Source organism: Enterobacter cloacae complex sp. ECC445 (genome assembly GCF_021892025.1).
GTDB classification, from domain to species: domain Bacteria; phylum Pseudomonadota; class Gammaproteobacteria; order Enterobacterales; family Enterobacteriaceae; genus Enterobacter; species Enterobacter chengduensis.
In genome coordinates, this window is the sequence record NZ_JAKLRZ010000038.1 from 1 (window position 1) to 18,321 (window position 18,321).

Annotated in this window: 18 protein-coding genes; 13 read left to right on the forward strand and 5 right to left on the reverse strand. The window is 58.4% G+C overall.

The window, feature by feature from the left end; genetic code table 11:
• The first annotated feature begins 398 nt into the window (after positions 1-398).
• Genes tauA through tauD form a run of 4 tightly spaced genes read left to right on the forward strand, consistent with a single transcriptional unit; the run spans position 399 to position 3,811 of the window.
• Entirely contained in the window at positions 399-1,361 is a 963-nt protein-coding gene (gene tauA / locus L6R44_RS22310; protein WP_237425449.1) for a taurine ABC transporter substrate-binding protein, read from the forward strand.
• A gap of 10 nt (positions 1,362-1,371) precedes the next feature.
• Positions 1,372-2,139 carry a taurine ABC transporter ATP-binding subunit gene (tauB, locus tag L6R44_RS22315; protein ID WP_237425450.1) on the forward strand — a complete coding sequence of 256 codons (768 nt, stop codon included), beginning with the start codon at positions 1,372-1,374 and terminating at the stop codon, positions 2,137-2,139.
• Positions 2,136-2,963 carry a taurine ABC transporter permease TauC gene (gene tauC / locus L6R44_RS22320; protein WP_237425451.1) on the forward strand — a complete coding sequence of 276 codons (828 nt, stop codon included), beginning with the start codon at positions 2,136-2,138 and terminating at the stop codon, positions 2,961-2,963. The genes tauB and tauC overlap by 4 nt, the downstream gene beginning before the upstream one ends.
• Entirely contained in the window at positions 2,960-3,811 is an 852-nt protein-coding gene (gene tauD, locus L6R44_RS22325; protein ID WP_237425452.1) for a taurine dioxygenase, read from the forward strand. Before tauC ends, tauD begins: the two co-directional genes overlap by 4 nt.
• A gap of 55 nt (positions 3,812-3,866) precedes the next feature.
• Here tauD and L6R44_RS22330 read toward each other — a convergent pair whose 3' ends face one another.
• The 3 genes from L6R44_RS22330 to ampH all read right to left on the reverse strand — a co-directional run bounded on the left by L6R44_RS22330 (position 3,867) and on the right by ampH (position 7,952).
• Positions 3,867-5,582, reverse strand: coding sequence for a lysophospholipid acyltransferase family protein (locus L6R44_RS22330; RefSeq protein WP_237425453.1), 1,716 nt, complete (start codon positions 5,580-5,582; stop codon positions 3,867-3,869).
• Positions 5,583-5,654: 72 nt separating this feature from the next.
• Complete coding sequence (gene hemB, locus L6R44_RS22335) at positions 5,655-6,629, reverse strand: porphobilinogen synthase (protein WP_021241687.1); 975 nt, start codon at positions 6,627-6,629, stop codon at positions 5,655-5,657.
• Between the two features lie 162 nt (positions 6,630-6,791).
• Positions 6,792-7,952: a D-alanyl-D-alanine-carboxypeptidase/endopeptidase AmpH gene (gene ampH / locus L6R44_RS22340; protein WP_237425454.1), complete on the reverse strand. Its 1,161-nt coding sequence runs from the start codon at positions 7,950-7,952 to the stop codon at positions 6,792-6,794.
• A gap of 382 nt (positions 7,953-8,334) precedes the next feature.
• On the opposite strand from ampH, the gene sbmA reads away from it, so the two are divergent.
• Together sbmA and L6R44_RS22350 are read left to right on the forward strand one after the other, a co-directional pair.
• On the forward strand, positions 8,335-9,555 hold the full coding sequence (sbmA, locus tag L6R44_RS22345; RefSeq protein WP_237425455.1) for a peptide antibiotic transporter SbmA: 1,221 nt from the start codon (positions 8,335-8,337) through the stop codon (positions 9,553-9,555).
• Positions 9,556-9,569: 14 nt separating this feature from the next.
• Positions 9,570-10,667: a DUF1615 domain-containing protein gene (locus L6R44_RS22350; protein ID WP_237425456.1), complete on the forward strand. Its 1,098-nt coding sequence runs from the start codon at positions 9,570-9,572 to the stop codon at positions 10,665-10,667.
• Here the strand turns inward: L6R44_RS22350 and L6R44_RS22355 are convergent.
• On the reverse strand, positions 10,664-10,963 hold the full coding sequence (locus L6R44_RS22355; RefSeq protein WP_032638402.1) for a DUF2755 family protein: 300 nt from the start codon (positions 10,961-10,963) through the stop codon (positions 10,664-10,666). The genes L6R44_RS22350 and L6R44_RS22355 overlap by 4 nt on opposite strands.
• Before the next feature lie 248 nt (positions 10,964-11,211).
• On the opposite strand from L6R44_RS22355, the gene L6R44_RS22360 reads away from it, so the two are divergent.
• Positions 11,212-11,448: a DUF2754 domain-containing protein gene (locus tag L6R44_RS22360; protein ID WP_032638404.1), complete on the forward strand. Its 237-nt coding sequence runs from the start codon at positions 11,212-11,214 to the stop codon at positions 11,446-11,448.
• Here the strand turns inward: L6R44_RS22360 and ddlA are convergent.
• Positions 11,445-12,545 (reverse strand): D-alanine--D-alanine ligase, encoded by a 1,101-nt coding sequence (gene ddlA / locus L6R44_RS22365; RefSeq protein ID WP_237425457.1) that lies wholly within the window; start codon positions 12,543-12,545, stop codon positions 11,445-11,447. The genes L6R44_RS22360 and ddlA overlap by 4 nt on opposite strands.
• Before the next feature lie 103 nt (positions 12,546-12,648).
• On the opposite strand from ddlA, the gene L6R44_RS22370 reads away from it, so the two are divergent.
• The 6 genes from L6R44_RS22370 (at position 12,649) to adrA (ending at position 18,317) form a co-directional block, all read left to right on the forward strand.
• The gene (locus tag L6R44_RS22370; RefSeq protein WP_237425458.1) at positions 12,649-13,332 is read left to right on the forward strand and encodes an extensin-like domain-containing protein; all 684 of its coding nucleotides are present in this window, start codon (positions 12,649-12,651) and stop codon (positions 13,330-13,332) included.
• A 168-nt stretch (positions 13,333-13,500) separates the two neighbouring features.
• On the forward strand, positions 13,501-14,715 hold the full coding sequence (locus tag L6R44_RS22375) for a multidrug efflux MFS transporter (protein WP_237425459.1): 1,215 nt from the start codon (positions 13,501-13,503) through the stop codon (positions 14,713-14,715).
• 210 nt (positions 14,716-14,925) lie between these two features.
• Positions 14,926-15,186, forward strand: a complete 261-nt coding sequence (iraP, locus tag L6R44_RS22380; RefSeq protein ID WP_032638411.1) for an anti-adapter protein IraP — start codon at positions 14,926-14,928, stop codon at positions 15,184-15,186.
• Between the two features lie 99 nt (positions 15,187-15,285).
• A complete protein-coding gene (gene phoA, locus L6R44_RS22385) occupies positions 15,286-16,701 on the forward strand; it encodes an alkaline phosphatase (protein WP_032638413.1) in 1,416 nt (471 codons plus the stop codon).
• An 89-nt stretch (positions 16,702-16,790) separates the two neighbouring features.
• Positions 16,791-17,111 carry a phosphate starvation-inducible protein PsiF gene (gene psiF, locus L6R44_RS22390; protein ID WP_032638416.1) on the forward strand — a complete coding sequence of 107 codons (321 nt, stop codon included), beginning with the start codon at positions 16,791-16,793 and terminating at the stop codon, positions 17,109-17,111.
• A gap of 102 nt (positions 17,112-17,213) precedes the next feature.
• Positions 17,214-18,317, forward strand: a complete 1,104-nt coding sequence (gene adrA, locus L6R44_RS22395) for a diguanylate cyclase AdrA (RefSeq protein ID WP_237425460.1) — start codon at positions 17,214-17,216, stop codon at positions 18,315-18,317.
• Positions 18,318-18,321 lie beyond the last annotated feature (4 nt).

Here is an 18,321-nt window from a genome sequence, read left to right on the forward strand (position 1 = left end):
ATCACCATGGGTAAAGGATGTTAAAAAGTGTTCACCATGTCCCCGAACACCTGTCTACCATGTCCCCGGACCGTACAGAGGGAGAGGGCTGGGGTGAGGGGGAGCATACGGCTGAAGTGGTCATTTCGTTCACTTTATGTTCCTTGCTACTCTGTAAGGACATGGCCGGGCTCCCGGCGGTTAATCGCCGCTTCCTGAAGTCACATGCATCGCCTCAGGTATAAAATTACTGGGGATTCCTCACCCCACGGGGAGAGGGAAAATGAACCGCACAAAACCGACTATCCTTTCCCGCTTTTTATCTAAAAACGAATCGTTATGAGCGATGCGTTTTTATTCCTTTATCAAAATTCCCGCGTTGGAAATACTGCCCTCATAACAACAGGGGAGCAGGCACTATGGCTATTTCATCGCGAATCACACTTCTCGGCGCGCTGGCGCTGTGGGCATTTCAGGCGCAGGCGGTGGACGTCACCGTCGCGTATCAAACCTCCGCAGAACCGGCGAAAGTCGCGCAGGCGGATAACACCTTTGCCAAAGCGAGCGGCGCGAACGTCGACTGGCGCAAGTTCGACAGCGGCGCGTCCGTCGTGCGCGCGTTAGCCTCCGGCGACGTGCAGATCGGCAATATCGGATCCAGCCCGCTGGCGGTTGCGGCCAGCCAGCAGGTGCCGATTGAGGTTTTCCTGCTCGCCTCGCAGCTCGGGAACTCTGAAGCGCTGGTGGTGAAGAAAAACATCACTAAACCGGAAGATCTTATCGGCAAGCGCATCGCCGTGCCGTTTATCTCCACCACCCACTACAGCCTGCTGGCGGCGCTTAAGCACTGGGGCATCAAGCCGGGCCAGGTACAAATTATCAACCTGCAGCCGCCGGCAATTATCGCGGCCTGGCAGCGCGGCGATATTGACGGGGCTTACGTCTGGGCACCGGCGGTGAACGAGCTGGAAAAAGACGGCACCGTGCTGACCGATTCCGAAAAGGTGGGCCAGTGGGGCGCGCCAACGCTCGACGTGTGGGTGGTGCGCAAAGACTTTGCCGAGAAGCATCCTGAGGTGGTGAAAGCCTTCGCGAAAAGCGCGATTGACGCCCAGCAGCCGTACATCAGTAACCCGGATGAGTGGCTCAAGCAGCCCGCCAACCTGGAAAAACTCTCCCGCCTGAGCGGCGTGCCGGAAGCGGACGTGCCGGGGCTGGTGAAAGGCAACACCTATCTGACCCCCGCGCAGCAGGTGCAGCAGCTGACCGGGCCGGTAAACAAAGCGATTGTCGATACCGCCACCTTCCTGAAAGAGCAGGGCAAAGTGCCCGCGGTGGCGGCGGATTACAGCCAGTACGTGACCGATCGTTTTGTGAAATAAGGAGCTCGCCATGCTGAATATTACGAACCTGTACGCCGATTACGGCGGGAAACCGGCGCTGGAGGACGTCAACCTGACGCTGGACAGCGGCGAACTGCTGGTGGTGCTCGGCCCGTCCGGATGCGGAAAAACCACGCTGCTGAATCTGATCGCCGGGTTTGTTCCTTATCAGCATGGCACCATTCAGCTGGAAGGCAAAAAGGTGGAAGGTCCGGGCGCCGAGCGCGGCGTGGTTTTTCAGAACGAAGGGTTGCTTCCCTGGCGTAACGTGCAGGAGAACGTGGCGTTTGGGCTACAGCTTGCGGGCATCGGTCGCGATCAGCGGCTGGAAACGGCGCGTCAGATGCTGAAAAAAGTGGGCCTCGAAGGGGCGGAAAAACGCTTTATCTGGCAGCTTTCCGGCGGCCAGCGGCAGCGCGTCGGGATTGCCCGCGCGCTGGCCGCCAATCCGCAGCTGTTGCTGCTGGACGAGCCGTTCGGGGCGCTGGATGCCTTCACCCGCGAGCAGATGCAAACCCTGCTGCTGCGCCTGTGGCATGAGACGGGCAAGCAGGTGCTGCTGATTACCCACGATATCGAAGAGGCGGTGTTTATGGCCACCGAGCTGGTGCTGCTCTCGCCGGGGCCGGGCCGCGTGCTGGAGCGCTTGCCGCTGGATTTCGCCCGCCGCTACGTCGCGGGGGAAGCGGTGCGCAGCATCAAGTCCGATCCGCGGTTTATCGAACAGCGTGAATACGTCTTAAGCCGCGTGTTTGAACAGCGGGAGGCCTTCTCATGAGCATCGTCTTCAGTGAAAAAACGCGCCGCACGCGTCTGGCGCCGCGCTGGCCGTTCTCGCGCCAAATCACCCTGAGCGTTGGTACGCTGCTGGTGCTGCTCGCGGTGTGGTGGGCGGTTGCTGCCCAGCAGTGGATCAGCCCGCTGTTTCTGCCGCCGCCGGGGCAGGTGCTGAGCAAACTCATCACCATCGCCGGGCCGCAGGGCTTTATGGACGCCACGCTCTGGCAGCATCTCGGCGCAAGCCTGACGCGTATCCTGGTGGCGCTGCTGGCGGCGGTGATTATCGGCATTCCCGTGGGGATTGCGATGGGGCTGAGCCCGACGGTGCGCGGCATTCTCGACCCGCTGATTGAGCTTTACCGCCCGGTGCCGCCGCTGGCCTATCTGCCGCTGATGGTGATCTGGTTCGGCATCGGTGAAACGTCAAAAATCCTGCTGATCTATCTGGCGATTTTCGCCCCGGTTGCCATGTCGGCGCTGGCGGGCGTAAAGAGCGCTCAGCAGGTGCGGATCCGCGCGGCGCAGTCGCTGGGGGCAAGCCGGACGCAGGTGCTGCTGTTCGTGATTTTACCGGGCGCGCTGCCGGAGATTTTAACCGGGCTGCGCATCGGCCTCGGCGTGGGCTGGTCCACGCTGGTGGCGGCAGAGCTGATTGCGGCCACGCGCGGCCTCGGGTTTATGGTGCAGTCGGCGGGAGAGTTCCTGGCGACTGACGTGGTGCTGGCAGGGATCGCGGCGATCGCCGCGATTGCCTTTGGATTAGAGCTGGGGCTGCGCGCGTTACAGCGCCGCCTGACGCCCTGGCATGGAGAAATACAATGAGTGAACGTCTGACTATTACCCCGCTGGGGCCGCACATTGGCGCGCAGGTGTCGGGCCTGGACGTGGCCCGTCCGCTGAGCGATAACCAGTTCGAGCAGCTGTACCACGCGGTGCTGCGCCATCAGGTGGTGTTCCTGCGCGAGCAGGCGATCGCCCCGCAGCAGCAACGCGCGCTGGCCCTGCGCTTTGGCGATCTGCATATTCATCCGGTCTATCCGCACGCGGAAGGGGTAGAGGAGATTATCGTTCTGGACACCCACAACGATAACCCGCCGGATAACGATAACTGGCATACCGACGTGACCTTTATCGAGACGCCGCCCGCCGGGGCCATTCTGGCGGCGAAGCTGCTGCCGGAAACCGGCGGCGATACGCTGTGGGCCAGCGGGATTGCGGCATACGAGGCGCTTTCCGCGCCGTTCCGGACGCTGCTGAGCGGGCTACGGGCGGAGCATGACTTCAAAAAATCGTTCCAGGAATACAAGTACCGTAAGAGTGAAGAGGAACACCAGCGCTGGCAGGAGGCGGTCGCGCAGCATCCGCCGCTGCTGCACCCGGTGGTGCGGACCCATCCGGTCACGGGCAAGCAGGCGCTGTTCGTGAACGAAGGGTTTACCACGCGCATTGTGGACGTGACGGAAAAAGAGAGCGAGGCGCTGTTACGCTTCCTGTTTGCGCACATTACCAAACCGGAGTTCCAGGTGCGCTGGCGCTGGCAGGAGAACGATCTCGCGATCTGGGATAACCGCGTGACGCAGCACTATGCCAACGCGGACTATCTGCCGCAGCGCCGGATTATGCAGCGGGCGACGATTTTGGGGGATAAGCCGTTTTACCGTGCGCCTTGATCCCCTCACCCTAACCCTCTCCCCAAAGGGGCGAGGGGACTGCCCGGTGCGGTTTTCACTGGGGTGAGGGTATTAAATGTGCCTCTATATACCGCTGATAGCGGTTCGCCTTCAGGTAACACAAATCCACCAGCACCAGCCCGTCAACGCAGTTGTTGAACGCCGGGTCGCTGCCAAAATCGATAAACTGCACGCCGCCGGGTTCACATAGCTCCGAATACTGCTTGTAGAGCGGCGGAATGCCGCAGCCCAGGTTGCCGAGCAGGGATTTGAGCTTCGTCAGATCGTCCACGTAATCCACGCCGCCGAACTGCGCGAGCACGTCCGGCAGCGAGGCGGGATAGGGCTGGCGTGACGCGGCGAGCGGGTGGGTCGCGGGGAACCACAGGCGGTAAAAGGCGACCAGCAGATCCCGCGCCGCAGGCGGTAAGCCGCCGGAAATGGACACCGGGCCAAACAGGTAGCGATAGTGCGGATAACGCGCCAGATAGGCCCCAATGCCTGACCAGAGATAATCCAGACCCCGACGCCCCCAGTAGCGCGGCTGAATAAAGCTGCGCCCCAGCTCAATGCCGTGCTCCAGCACGTCCTGCATTTTGTCGTCGTAGTGGAACAGGCTGTAGCTGTATAACCCGTCCAGCCCGCAACGCTCAACCTGCTTTGCGGTGGGCATAAAGCGATACGCCCCGACGATCTCCAGATCCTCATCATCCCACAGGATCAGGTGCAGATAATCGTCATCGTAACGGTCGGTGTCCCGGCGCTTGCCGCTCCCTTCTTCGACTGCGCGAAACGCAATTTCGCGCAGGCGGCCCAGCTCGCGCAGCAGCGGAGCCTCTTCCTGACCGTTGCGCTGCCACAGGTAGATGATTTTACCGTCGCTGGTGTTGCCCAGGCATTCGGCCTGCGCCAGCGCGCGTTTCAGGGTGGCCCGGTCTTCCGGGCGGGCAATAGCGCACTGGGTTTTAAAGACGCCAGGCACTCCCTTGCCAAGACGCATCACGTGCTGACGGCACTGCTCGGCCATCTCACGCGACGAAAGGGTGGCGCTGTGCCAGTGATGCCAGGCGATCTGCTGGCCGATTTTTATCGGCAGCTGGCTGTGGCGGCGGCGGAACATCTGCTGCATGAGCAGCAGCATCGACAGCGTTGGCGACACCAGCGTGCTGGCATAAAAGAGCAGGCTGTTGTGCGCCTGAATATGCACCGGCAGCAGCGGTACGCGCAGCTTGCCGGCGAGCTTGATAAAGCCAGAGTGCCATTTTTTATCGCGAATGCCTTTGCGCGTGGGGCGGGACACTTCGCCTGCCGGGAAGAAGATCAGCACGCCCGCGTTTTGCAGGTGCTGCTCCATCTGCACCAGCGACGATTTCGCCGTCCTGCCGCCCATATTGTCCACCGGAATAAACAGCGAACTGAGGGGCTCAAGGTGGGTCAGCATCCGGTTGGTCACGACCTTCACGTCGCGACGCACGCGGGAGACGGCGTACATCAGCGCCAGCCCGTCCAGGGTGCCCGTCGGGTGGTTGGCAATAATGACCAGAGGGCCATGTTCGGGGATTTGTTCGAGATCGCGGGCGGAAACGGTGCAGAGAATATCAAGGTGTTCCAGAACTTGCTCCACCATATCCAGTCCTTTCAGGTGGCGGTGAGCTGCGGCAAACTGCTGAAATTCGTCTTCGTAGAACAGTCTTTTTAACAGACTTTTTTGCCAGGGTGCAGGCCTCGCCTGAGGCCAAAGATCGTCGAGAACGCTATCGAGGCTAAACATGGTTACTCCTCCTGCCGTCTTGCGAAGACAGTAGAAGGAGCAGATGTCGGTTGTATTGCAGTTTGGTGAAGATTAGCGGAGGATTTTTTTCTCGGCCAGATCCAGCGCGAAGTAGCTGAAGATCAGATCCGCGCCCGCGCGTTTGATCGCACCCAGGCTTTCAAGGATCACTTTCTCTTCGTCAATCGCTCCCGCCAGCGCGGCGAATTTGATCATCGCGTACTCGCCGCTCACCTGGTAAGCGCCCAGCGGCAGCTCGGTGCGCTCGCGGATGTCGCGCAGGATATCGAGATATGCCCCAGCCGGTTTCACCATCAGGCAGTCCGCGCCCTGGGCTTCATCAAGCAGGGATTCACGAATCGCTTCGCGGCGATTCAGCGGGTTCATCTGATAGGTTTTGCGATCGCCTTTCAGCGCCGTACCGGCCGCTTCACGGAACGGACCGTAGAACGAAGAGGCAAATTTGGTGGAGTAGGACATGATGGCGGTGTCGGTAAAGCCTGCCGCATCCAGCGCCTGGCGAATCGCCTGAACCTGCCCGTCCATCGCCGCAGAAGGGGCGATGAAATCAGCGCCTGCAGCGGCCGCGACAACGGCCTGCTTGCCAAGGTTCAGCAGGGTGGCATCGTTATCCACGCCGTGGTCGCACAGCACGCCGCAGTGGCCGTGAGAGGTGTATTCGCAGAAGCAGGTGTCTGACATGACGACCATTTCCGGCACGGTCTCTTTGCAGATGCGGGACATGCGGGCGACGAGGCCATCTTCTTTCCACGCGTCGCTGCCGGTGGCGTCGGTATGGTGGGAGATGCCAAAGGTCATCACCGAGCGGATCCCCGCGTTGGCGATGCGTTCAATTTCGCGCGCCAGATATTTCTCCGGAATGCGCATGACGCCCGGCATGGCTTCGATGGCTTTATAGTCATCGATCTCTTCTTCAACAAAAATCGGCAACACCAGATCGTTTAAGGTCAGGGTTGTCTCTTCAAACATAGCGCGCAGTGCGGGTGACTTGCGCAGGCGGCGGGGACGTGCAATTAAATCGGTCATAGTATGCCTGATGTTTGTGGAACAAAGAGGGCTAGTTTACCCGAAAGCGTCGCGAGGTGTTTATTAAAGAGGGCGGTTTAGGGGACGATAGCAGGCCTGCGACGATGCCCAGATGCGGGGCAAACGGTTTTGCGTCAACCGCTTGCCCACGGAATGCTGAGATCAGTTTGAGGCGGTGAGAACCTGGGCTTTATTGGCGCTCAGTTCAGCCACCAGGTTATTAATGCCGTCACTCATATTAACAAAACGCGTATGCGGGGAGCGGGTGACCACCACAAACGCGCCCACGTTTGACTGCGGGATCATGGCCATATAGGTGATGAACCCGCCCCCGCCGCCGGTTTTCTGAATAATACCCGGACGGCCATTTTTTGGTGCCATATAGACCCAGCCCATACCGAGCGCATCGGCTTTACCCGGTACGTCCATCCCGATGACCCGATGCAGCTGAGTACGCTGATAAATCAGGGTCTGCATACGATCGGCCTGGCTGCTGCGCGAGTAGAAATCCGAGGAAAGGAACTGCTGCATCCAGCGCATCATGTCGCCAGGCGTGGAGTAAACGCCGCCGCTGCCCACGGCCGCCAGCGTGTTATTACAGGGACTGGCGCCTTTTTCCGCCACCATCAGGCGACGGCACTGGTCCGGGGACGGGGTAAACGTGGTGTCTTTCATGCCGAGCGGACGGGTGATCTGCTCTTCAAACAGCTGCGTGTACGGTTTGCCAGCCGCCGTTGAGAGGGCATCCGCCAGCAGGTCGAACGCCAGGTTTGAATAAGAGGCCTGCGAGCCCGGGGCCGCCTTCAGCGTGGCGGTACTCAGATAGCTCCAGCGCTGGTCGCGCGTTGGCCAGACAAACACGTCACGATGCGCCGCTCCGCCTGGCTGCTCACGCGGCAGGGCGCTGGTGTGGGTAGCAAGGTTCACAAGCCGGATCGGGGTCCCCTGATACGTGGGTACGCGGGCACCTGGCGGCGCGTATTTGCTGAGCGGATCGTCGAGCTTCACCACGCCCTGATCGAGCAGTTTCACCAGCATTTCGCTGGTCATGAGCTTGGTTAAGGATGCGATGCGGATGACGGAATCCAGCTGCGGGTGAACGTTATTCCCCGGGCGCGTTTCGCCAAAGCTGCGGAACACGCGCTGGTTACCGTCGATGACGACCATCGCCATCCCGGTCGCGCCGCTGCCGTAATAGATAAGATTCGCGTAGCGATCGGCAATGTCTGAAGCTAAAACGGGTGCCGTCAGCGGTTGGGCTGCCTGGGCGGTAGAGAAGCTCACCGCACACAGCGCGGCAAAAGAGAGCAGACAACGTTTCAACGAAAAGCATCCATGAAGTGAATGAAGAAAGTAATGGGTATTTATACTACTAATCGGTACCGTGCAATGCCCCGAATTGCATAACGATAGCGAGAAAAACGTAACCATGGGTAAATATGAACAATTTACCTGCGAGCCATCTCCCATTTTGTGACATCGGGCTTATGATAGGCACCGGTGTCACTCAATCTTACGGAGAACGGTCTGTCTGAGAGGCCTGCGGTGAAACGCACCGAAACAATTCTTGAAAACTGGAAAGCGAACTAATAATTAACGATCGGGTCTGACTTTTTTGCCTGAGCCGGGAGGCTGGCTCAGGCGCGTTTTTCGTGTGGTAACGTGGTGTGCACAGCAACCACCATAACAACAAGAAGGAAGCATTATGTTTAAGTCTTTTTTCCCAAAGCCGGGGCCTTTTTTCCTGTCGGCATTTATTTGGGCACTGATCGCCGTCATTTTCTGGCAGGCGGGCGGCGGGGCCTGGCTGACCCGCATCACGGGCGCGACAGGTGAGGTGCCGATTAGCGCGGCGCGCTTCTGGTCGCTCAGCTACCTGCTGTTTTATGCCTACTACACGGTGTGCGTGGGGGTGTTTGCATTGTTCTGGTTTGTCTATTCTCCGCACCGCTGGCAGTACTGGTCGATCCTCGGCACGTCGCTGATTGTCTTTGTCACCTGGTTCCTCGTGGAGGTGGGCGTGGCGGTTAACGCCTGGTATGCGCCGTTCTACGATCTGATCCAGACCGCGCTGAGCTCGCCGCACAAGGTGACCATCAACCAGTTTTACCATGAGGTCGGGATCTTCCTCGGTATCGCCCTGATTGCGGTAGTCATCGGCGTGATGAACAACTTCTTCGTCAGCCACTACGTTTTCCGCTGGCGTACCGCAATGAACGAACATTACATGGCGCACTGGCAGCACCTGCGCCATATCGAAGGCGCCGCGCAGCGTGTGCAGGAAGACACCATGCGTTTTGCCTCCACGCTTGAGGACATGGGCGTAAGCTTTATCAACGCCATTATGACGTTGATTGCCTTCCTGCCCGTGCTGGTCACGCTCTCGGCGCACGTGCCGGATCTGCCGATTGTTGGCCATCTGCCGTATGGCCTGGTAATTGCCGCGATCGTCTGGTCGCTGATGGGGACGGGCCTGCTGGCGGTGGTGGGGATCAAACTGCCGGGTCTGGAGTTTAAAAACCAGCGCGTCGAAGCCGCTTACCGTAAGGAGCTGGTTTACGGTGAGGATGATGCCAGCCGCGCCTCGCCGCCGACCGTCCGCGAGCTGTTTGGCGCCGTGCGTCGTAACTACTTCCGACTCTATTTCCACTATATGTACTTCAACATTGCCCGTATTTTGTATCTGCAGGTGGATAATGTTTTCGGTTTGTTCCTGCTGTTCCCGTCGATTGTTGCGGGTACGATTACGCTCGGTCTGATGACGCAGATCACCAACGTTTTCGGTCAGGTTCGCGGATCGTTCCAGTACCTGATCAGCTCCTGGACCACGCTGGTGGAGCTGATGTCCATCTACAAACGTCTGCGCAGTTTTGAACGTGAGCTGGACGATCGTGACCTGCAGGAAGTGACCAACACATTCAGCTAATACAGGGAGTTGCTATGCCTTTTGCCGTACCGCGCGCGTTACCGTTGTCCCTGCTGGCCGCTCTTGTGCTGGCAGGCTGTGCCGAAAAAGGGGCTGCTCCGCTCAAAAAGGGGGAGAAGCCCGTTGACGTGGCGAGCGTTGTGCGGCAGAAAATGCCCGCCAGCGTGAAGGATCGCAATGCGTGGGCAGACGCGCTGGCAAAAACCTTTGAAAGCCAGAAGATTGCCCCGACCGAGGAGAATATCTGCTCGGTGCTGGCGGTGGCGCAGCAGGAGTCGATGTACCAGTCGGACCCGGCCGTGCCGGGTCTGAACAAAATCGCGTGGAAAGAGATCGACCGCCGCGCGGAATCCATGCATATCCCGGTGTTCCTGGTACACACCGCGCTTAAAATCACCTCGCCGAACGGCAAAAGCTACAGCGAAAGGCTGGATACGGTGAAAACCGAAAAACAGCTCAGCGCCATCTTTGATGATTTCATCAGCATGGTCCCCATGGGGCAGAAGCTGTTTGGCTCCCTGAACCCGGTCCACACCGGTGGCCCGATGCAGGTGAGCATCGCTTTCGCAGAGAAGCATACCGACGGCTATCCGTGGAAAATCGACGGTACGGTGCGCCAGGAGGTCTTCTCCCTGCGCGGCGGGCTGTGGTTCGGCACGTATCATCTGCTGAACTATCCGGCTAACTACAGTGAGCCGCTGTACCGCTTTGCCGACTTTAACGCCGGCTGGTATGCCAGCCGTAATGCGGCATTCCAGAGTGCGGTTAGCCGCGCAAGCGGCGTTAAGCTCGCGCTGGACGGCGATCTCATTGCTTACGGCAGCAGCGAGGCGGGAAGCACCGAGCTGGCCGTACGGAAATTATCGACAGCGCTTGATATGAGCAACAGCGATATCCGCCGTCAGCTTGAAAAAGGCGACAGCCTGGCATTCGAGAAAACGGAACTGTACAAAAAGGTGTTTGCGCTGGCGGAGCAGAAAAGCGGAAAAGCGTTACCGCGGGCTATCCTGCCGGGCATTCAGCTGGAAAGCCCGAAGATCACGCGTAACCTGACCACCGCCTGGTTCGCAAAGCGCGTGGACGATCGCCGGGCGCGCTGTATGGGGCTTTAGCGGCGACGGCGTAAGCGCAGCACTAATGCCACCACGCCCAGAACCATACATCCCGCGAGGAAGGGAATCAGGCCGAAGAGGGTACTGACGCCAAATCCAATCTCCACTCGCGGGCGTCCGTTATCCTGCACTTGCATCAGGTGTTCATAAACGCCCGGGGCGTGGACCAGCATATTCAGCAGCTGTGAGCCGGCCCAGAAGCAGAACAGGACAAACAGGGCATAAGCGATATTACCCGCCGTGGAGGTTTTTGGTTTGCCGCCAAAAATCGGTTTCGACAATGTAAAGTCAGCCATATGACCTCCCGAAATATCACTCTGTTTCAATACGCGTCTTACAGGGTGAGTTTGACAGGTCATCGCATTTGTCAATATCAGAATCGTGGTAATTTACCCGCCGGAATCCTCCTGGATTGTCGATTTCTGCAGCACATCACAATTTCGTCACTTAAGTGAAATTACGTCGCGTTTCAGAATTTCCGTATCTGCCACAGACCTGGCCATAAAACTGTGAGAGGATGTCTTTTTTTCCTGCCGGAGTTGTTATGAAGCTCACGTCCAAACTACGCCGTGACTGGCACTACTACGCCTTTGCCATCGGGCTGATCTTTATTCTTAACGGTGTCGTGGGCCTGCTGGGGTTTGAAGCAAAAGGGTGGCAAACGTATGCCGTCGGGCTGGTGACCTGGGTAATCAGCTTCTGGCTGGCGGGGTTGATTATCCGCCGTCGCCCTGAAGAGACGACAGCGGATGAGGCGGAGTCGGCGAATCGCGCCGATTAACCGTTTACGGAACTTTTAAGCGCGCTGTCGGCGGCGTGACGCTCCAGCGCCAGTTCGATCAGGCGGGTGATCAGCTCCGGGTAGCTCAGCCCGCTCGCCTGCCACAGCTTCGGATACATGCTGATGTTGGTGAATCCCGGCAGCGTGTTGATTTCGTTGATCACCACCTCGTTTTCCGGGGTCAGGAACACGTCCACGCGCGCCATGCCGCAGCAGCCGAGCGTCTGATAGGCGTGAACGGCGATCGCGCGGATCTTATCGTTAACCGCCGGATCGAGATCCGCAGGAACGACAACCTGCGCGCCCTGGTCATCAATGTATTTGGTATCGTAGGAGTAGAAGTCGCTGTTTAACACCACTTCGCCGCAGGTGCTCGCCTGTGGAAAATCGTTGCCCAGCACGGCGCACTCAATTTCACGGCCCTTGATCCCCTGCTCAACCACCACTTTATGGTCGAATTCGAACGCCAGGCGGACGGCCTGGGTGAACTCTGCTTCGCTGGTCACTTTGCTGACGCCCACGGAGGAGCCCTGGTTGGCAGGCTTCACAAACAGCGGCAGCCCCAGTTGACCGCTAACCTGCGCGAAGCTGTGCGTGTCGCGGTTGGCGCGGGTGAGCGTTACGAACGGGGCAATATTCAGCCCGGCGTCGCGCAGCAGGCGTTTGGTGACGTCTTTATCCATGCACGCGGCAGAGCCGAGGACGTCCGAGCCGACGAACGGCAGGTTGGCCATGCGCAGCATCCCCTGCAGGGAACCATCTTCCCCCAGCGTGCCGTGAACGATGGGGAAGACAACGTCGATCTGAGCGAGAGCCTGCGCATTGCCGGCGTCGATGAGTTGCCCCTTCACGACGCCGGGAACGGTCGCGACGCTCACTTCTGAAGGATTCAGGGCGATGTGTGCCGGGTCGTGCGCGTTAAGCAGATACTGGCTGGCGTCGTTGACGTGCCACTGGCCCTGTTTATCAATGCCCAGCAGCACCACGTCAAAACGGCTTTTATCGATCGCATCAACGATATTTTTGGCCGATTGCAATGATACTTCGTGCTCCGCTGATTTTCCCCCAAAGACAATACCTACGCGCTGCTTAGCCATCTCACTCTCTTCCAGTCTGACGAAAAGCCAATAACATACCACGATGCCCGGCGGGTTTCGCGGCCTTCTGCCATACTATTTTGGGGAATGCTAAGGGGGGAGAGTGAAAGGAAAAACGCTGCTGACCGTATTTATCATTGTGGCCGCTGCAGCGGCGGGCTACCGCTGGTTGCCGTCCTATTACAACCCTTTCACACCGCTGGCACTGGACGATCCGCCAGGCCGCATCACCCTGTATAAGCTTCGGCGCTTAACGCCTGAGGCGTGCGCAAGCCTGCTTGCGCAGGCTAATCAACGCAATCTTATCCGCACCCAGCCGATCGCTGACACCGCCGGTGAATGCCCGCTGAGCAACGTGGTGCGCGTGCGCGACTTCGGCCCGGTCGGGCTGAACAGCAGCTTTCTTGCCAGCTGTCCGCTGGCGCTAAGCTCAGCCCTCTTTATCAGCCAGCAGGCGCGACCGCTGACAAAACGCTATACCGGCAGCGACCTCGTGCGTATCGACCACCTCGGCAGCTTTGCCTGCCGCAATATTTACCACCGCCCTGACGCGCGCCGCAGCGAACATGCCACGGCCGAGGCGCTGGATATCGCCGCTTTTCGTCTGAAAGATGGGGAGCGCGTGACGGTGCTGAACGGCTGGAAGGCGGCAAACACCCGGCCCTGGCTGAAGGCCATGCTGGCGGCAAGCTGTGGCTACTACGGAAACGGCCTGGGGCCGGAGTATAACGCGGCGCACGCTAACCATTTCCATTTGGGCATGCGCGGCTTCGGGCTTTGCCGCTGAAGCATAATATTCCGCCAGAAAATGGATAAATTGTGACTTGTTTCACAAATATGATGACTGGGAAGATAAAACACCAAAGTCAGTCAGGGCGCATCTCTGGTGCGACGTCAAAACGCGTAACTTGCTAATCTGTCGGCGAATTCGCCTAAAAATGAAGACTATTTCTTTATGGAATCCTGGAAAGTTAATCTCATCTCGGTCTGGTTCGGCTGTTTCTTCACCGGGCTGGCCATCAGCCAGATCCTGCCGTTCCTGCCGCTGTACGTCTCGCAGCTGGGGGTCACCTCGCACGAAGCGCTCTCCATGTGGTCCGGCCTGACGTTTAGCGTCACGTTTCTGGTCTCCGCCATTGTGTCACCCATGTGGGGCAGCCTGGCGGATCGGAAAGGCCGTAAGCTGATGCTGCTGCGCGCCTCGCTCGGGATGGCGATAGCCATTTTGCTGCAGGCCTTCGCCACCAACGTCTGGCAGCTGTTTTTCCTGCGTGCGGTGATGGGGCTGACGTCCGGGTATATTCCGAATGCCATGGCGCTGATCGCCTCTCAGGTGCCGCGCGAGCGCAGCGGCTGGGCGCTGAGTACGCTCTCAACGGCGCAGATCGGCGGCGTCATCGGCGGGCCGCTGCTGGGGGGCTTTCTGGCGGACCACGTCGGGCTGCGCGCGGTATTCATCATCACCGCGATCCTGCTGGTGGTCAGTTTTCTGGTGACGCTCTTTCTGATCAAAGAGGGAGGCCGCCCGGTTATCAGCAAAGCTGAGCGCCTGAGCGGCAGGGCCGTCTTCGCCTCGCTGCCTTATCCGGGGCTGATGATTAGCCTGTTTGTGACCACCATGGTGATCCAGCTCTGTAACGGATCGGTCGGTCCGATTCTGGCGCTGTTTATCAAGTCGATGGAGCCGGAGAGCACGAATATCGCTTTTCTGAGCGGCATGATTGCCGCCGTGCCGGGCGTATCCGCCCTGATTTCCGCGCCGCGTCTGGGAAAACTGGGGGACAGGATCGGCACGGCGCGCATCCTGATGGCGACGCTGATCGTTGCGGTCGTCCTCTTCTTCGCGATGTCGTTCGTCACGTCTCCGCTTCAGCTTGGCGTACTGCGATTTCTGCTCGGCTTTGCTGACGGCGCCATGTTGCCTGCGGTTCAGACCCTGCTGGTTAAATATTCCAGCGACCAGGTAACGGGGCGCATTTTTGGGTATAACCAGTCATTTATGTATCTGGGGAATGTTGCCGGCCCGCTTATTGGCGCATCCGTTTCCGCAATGGCCGGCTTTCGCTGGGTATTTGCGGCCACGGCCATTGTCGTGTTAATCAATATTATCCAGCTGGCTATTGCGCTGCGTCGCCGCAGACAAATGGCGGAGGCCGGGTCGGCGAGATAATTGTTGGGATGATGCATTATATATTCTTATGGTAGCCGCATTTTTATATAACAAAATGCGGCGTTTTTATATAGAAAAACGTTTCGCTGAAAATGCCAGCGCCCTAATTTGGCGGCGATCTCACTTTTGCATAAGATAATAATTTTCTCCGCTTTGCATATTGCATTCCTGGTGTTAATTTCAGGGAAAACCCCATAAGGAAATAGCACGATGAAGAATCTCATTGCTGAGTTGCTGGTTAAGCTTGCACAAAAGGAAGAAGAGTCAAAAGAGCTGGTCGCCCAGGTCGAAGCGCTGGAGATTGTTGTTACCGCGCTGTTACGTCGGATGGATACCTCTGACCAGCAGGCGCTGATTGACAGTATTGAAGGCGCCCTTGATAAAGCGCGGCCTGATACCCAGGTCCCCCCCGAGGATGCCGATCTGCTTCAGCAATATGTAAAGAAGCTGTTAAGGCATCCGCGCAGCTAAACCGTCACAGTACGTAACGACGTGTCATAGAATTGTCATGCAGGATGCCTATAGTCGCTCTGTTTTTATTTTTATGTATTTGTACATGGAGAAAATAAATTGAAACAGAGCGCACTTTTCATCGCATTACTTCCCCTGTTAATTACCCCTGCCATTTATGCTGACACCACGCAAACCAGCGTGCTGGACAATCGTGCGGCAAAAGGGGATATCACCCAGCCCGGCGGCGCGCGCCGTTTATCAGAAGATCAAACGGCCGCTATTCGCGCTTCGCTAAATGATAAGCCGGCGAAAAATATTATTCTGCTGATTGGCGATGGAATGGGCGATTCCGAAATCACGGCGGCGCGAAATTACGCCGAGGGGGCGGGCGGCTTTTTTAAAGGTATCGATGCATTACCGCTGACCGGACAATATACCCATTACGCGCTGGATAAAAAAACCGGTAAACCCGATTACGTAACGGACTCCGCGGCCTCTGCCACGGCGTGGTCCACGGGCGTGAAAACCTATAATGGCGCGCTGGGCGTGGATATTCACGAAAAAGATCATCAAACCCTTCTCGAGATGGCAAAGGCGGCGGGCCTGGCGACCGGCAACGTCTCCACCGCTGAGCTTCAGGATGCGACGCCCGCGGCGCTGGTGGCGCACGTGACCTCGCGTAAATGCTACGGTCCGTCAGTGACCAGCGAAAAATGCCCAACCAACGCGCTGGAAAAAGGCGGCAAAGGGTCGATTACGGAACAGCTGCTCAATGCGCGTCCTGACGTGACCCTGGGCGGCGGGGCGAAAACCTTTGCAGAAACCGCGACGGCGGGCGAGTGGCAGGGCAAAACGCTGCGCGAGCAGGCGCAGGCGCGCGGCTATCAGCTGGTGAGTGACGCCAGTTCTCTTGCCGCCATCACCGATGCGAACCAGGACAAGCCGCTGCTGGGGCTCTTCTCTGAGGGCAACATGCCCGTGCGCTGGGAAGGTCCAAAAGCCTCGTATCACGGCAATATCGATAAGCCTGCGGTGACCTGTACGCCAAACCCGAAACGCACGGACAGCGTGCCGACGCTGGCGGCGATGACCGATAAAGCGATCTCTCTGCTGAGCAAGAGCGAAAAAGGGTTCTTCCTGCAGGTAGAAGGCGCGTCAATCGACAAGCAGGATCATGCGGCGAATCCGTGCGGCCAGATTGGTGAAACCGTCGATCTGGACGAAGCGGTGCAGAAGGCGCTGGAGTTCGCGAAAAAAGACGGCAACACCCTGGTGATCGTCACCGCCGACCACGCGCACGCCAGCCAGATTATTCCGCCAGATACCAAAGCCCCGGGCCTGACGCAGGCGCTGAACACCAAAGACGGCGCCGTTATGGTGTTGAGCTACGGCAACTCTGAAGAGGAGTCCATGGAGCATACCGGCACCCAGCTGCGCATTGCCGCCTACGGGCCGCATGCGGCAAACGTGGTCGGCCTGACCGACCAAACGGATCTGTTCTATACCATGAAGGCCGCGCTGGGGCTTAAGTGATAAAACCCCGGCGGAAATCACATCTGCCGGGTGGTTTTTTTCCTGTCACGAGCCAGACTTACAGGGAATGTTCACAAAAGGATGGTGCAATGAAAACAACATTACTGGTTACTCTGCTCTCCGGCCTGTTCCTCATCTCCTCGGCGAATGCTGAAGAGAAAACCTTAACGCCGCAACAACAGCGTATGACCACCTGTAATCAACAGGCGACGTCTCAGAGCCTGAAGGGCGACGCCCGCAAGACCTACATGAGCGACTGCCTCAAAAACGGCGCCTCGAAGCCAGCTGAAAAAAGCCTGACGCCGCAGCAGCAAAAGATGCGCGAGTGTAACGCGAAGGCCACCGAACAGTCCCTGAAAGGGGACGATCGCAGCAAGTTCATGAGTGCCTGCCTGAAGAAAAAAGTGTAGTTCTAACGGGTGAGCGGCTTCGGCAGCTCACCCGAAATTTCATACTTTCCCCGCAGACCCCCTCTCTATAATTTGGGAAAATGTTTCAGAATATTCCCAAAAATGATGAATGATGAAACCTATTACAACAAAAAGCGCATTCGGGAAGAGTGGAATTTAACCCTTTCTCAGGATGACCCTCACCGCGCCGGCATTCAGTTTGCCCGGCGAGTTCGGCTGGCGCGCGCCGTCGGGCTGGCGGCGATGTTTTTCCCGATCGCGGGGATGCTGGTCACCCATTTTTTAGCCGGAGGCTGGTGGCTTTTGCTGGTGGGCTGGGCCTTCGTCTGGCCCCACTTTGCCTGGCAGCTATCCTACCGGGCCGCGTCACCGCATCAGCAGGAAATTTTCAATCTTAAAATCGATGCCATTATCGCCGGGCTCTGGATTGGCGTGATGGGGATGAGCGCGTTACCCACGGCAGCGCTGTTGATGATGGTAGGGATGAATATGATGGGCTCCGGCGGCTGTCGTCTGTTTATCCCGGGGATCGCGTTGACCCTGCTTTCCGCGCTGGTGATGCTGCCGCTGTTTGGTCGCCTGGCCGTCTTCAACCCCGACCTCCTGGAGTGGGGCTTAACCCTTCCCGTGCTCGTGCTCTATCCCATGCTGTTTGCCTGGCTCAGCCACCGTACTGCCGTCAGGCTTGCCGAGCATAAGCAGCGGCTGGAAATGATGAGCACTCGCGACGGCATGACCGGGGTCTTTAATCGCCGACACTGGGAAATGCTGCTGCGAAATGAATTTGAGCATTGTCGGCGCAGCCACTGCACCGCCACGATTTTGCTGATTGATATCGACCACTTTAAAAATATCAACGATACCTGGGGGCACGATGTGGGCGACGAAGCGATCGTCGCCATTACGCGTCAGCTCCAGCTGTCGGTGCGCTCAGGCGATGCGATTGGCCGGTTTGGTGGGGACGAGTTTGCGGTGATCATGTCGCAGACCGCGGCGGAAAGCGCCATCGCCGTCATGTCCCGGGTGCATGAGCGGCTGGAAAACCTGTCGTTACCGTGCGCGCCAAAGGAGGCGCTGCGCATCAGCGTGGGCGTTGCCCCCTGGGGACCGCAGTTTGGGCATTATCGTGAATGGCTCAAGGCGGCTGACGTGGCGCTGTACAGGGCGAAAAATGCCGGGCGCAGCCGCACCGAAGTGGCCGCCTGACGCC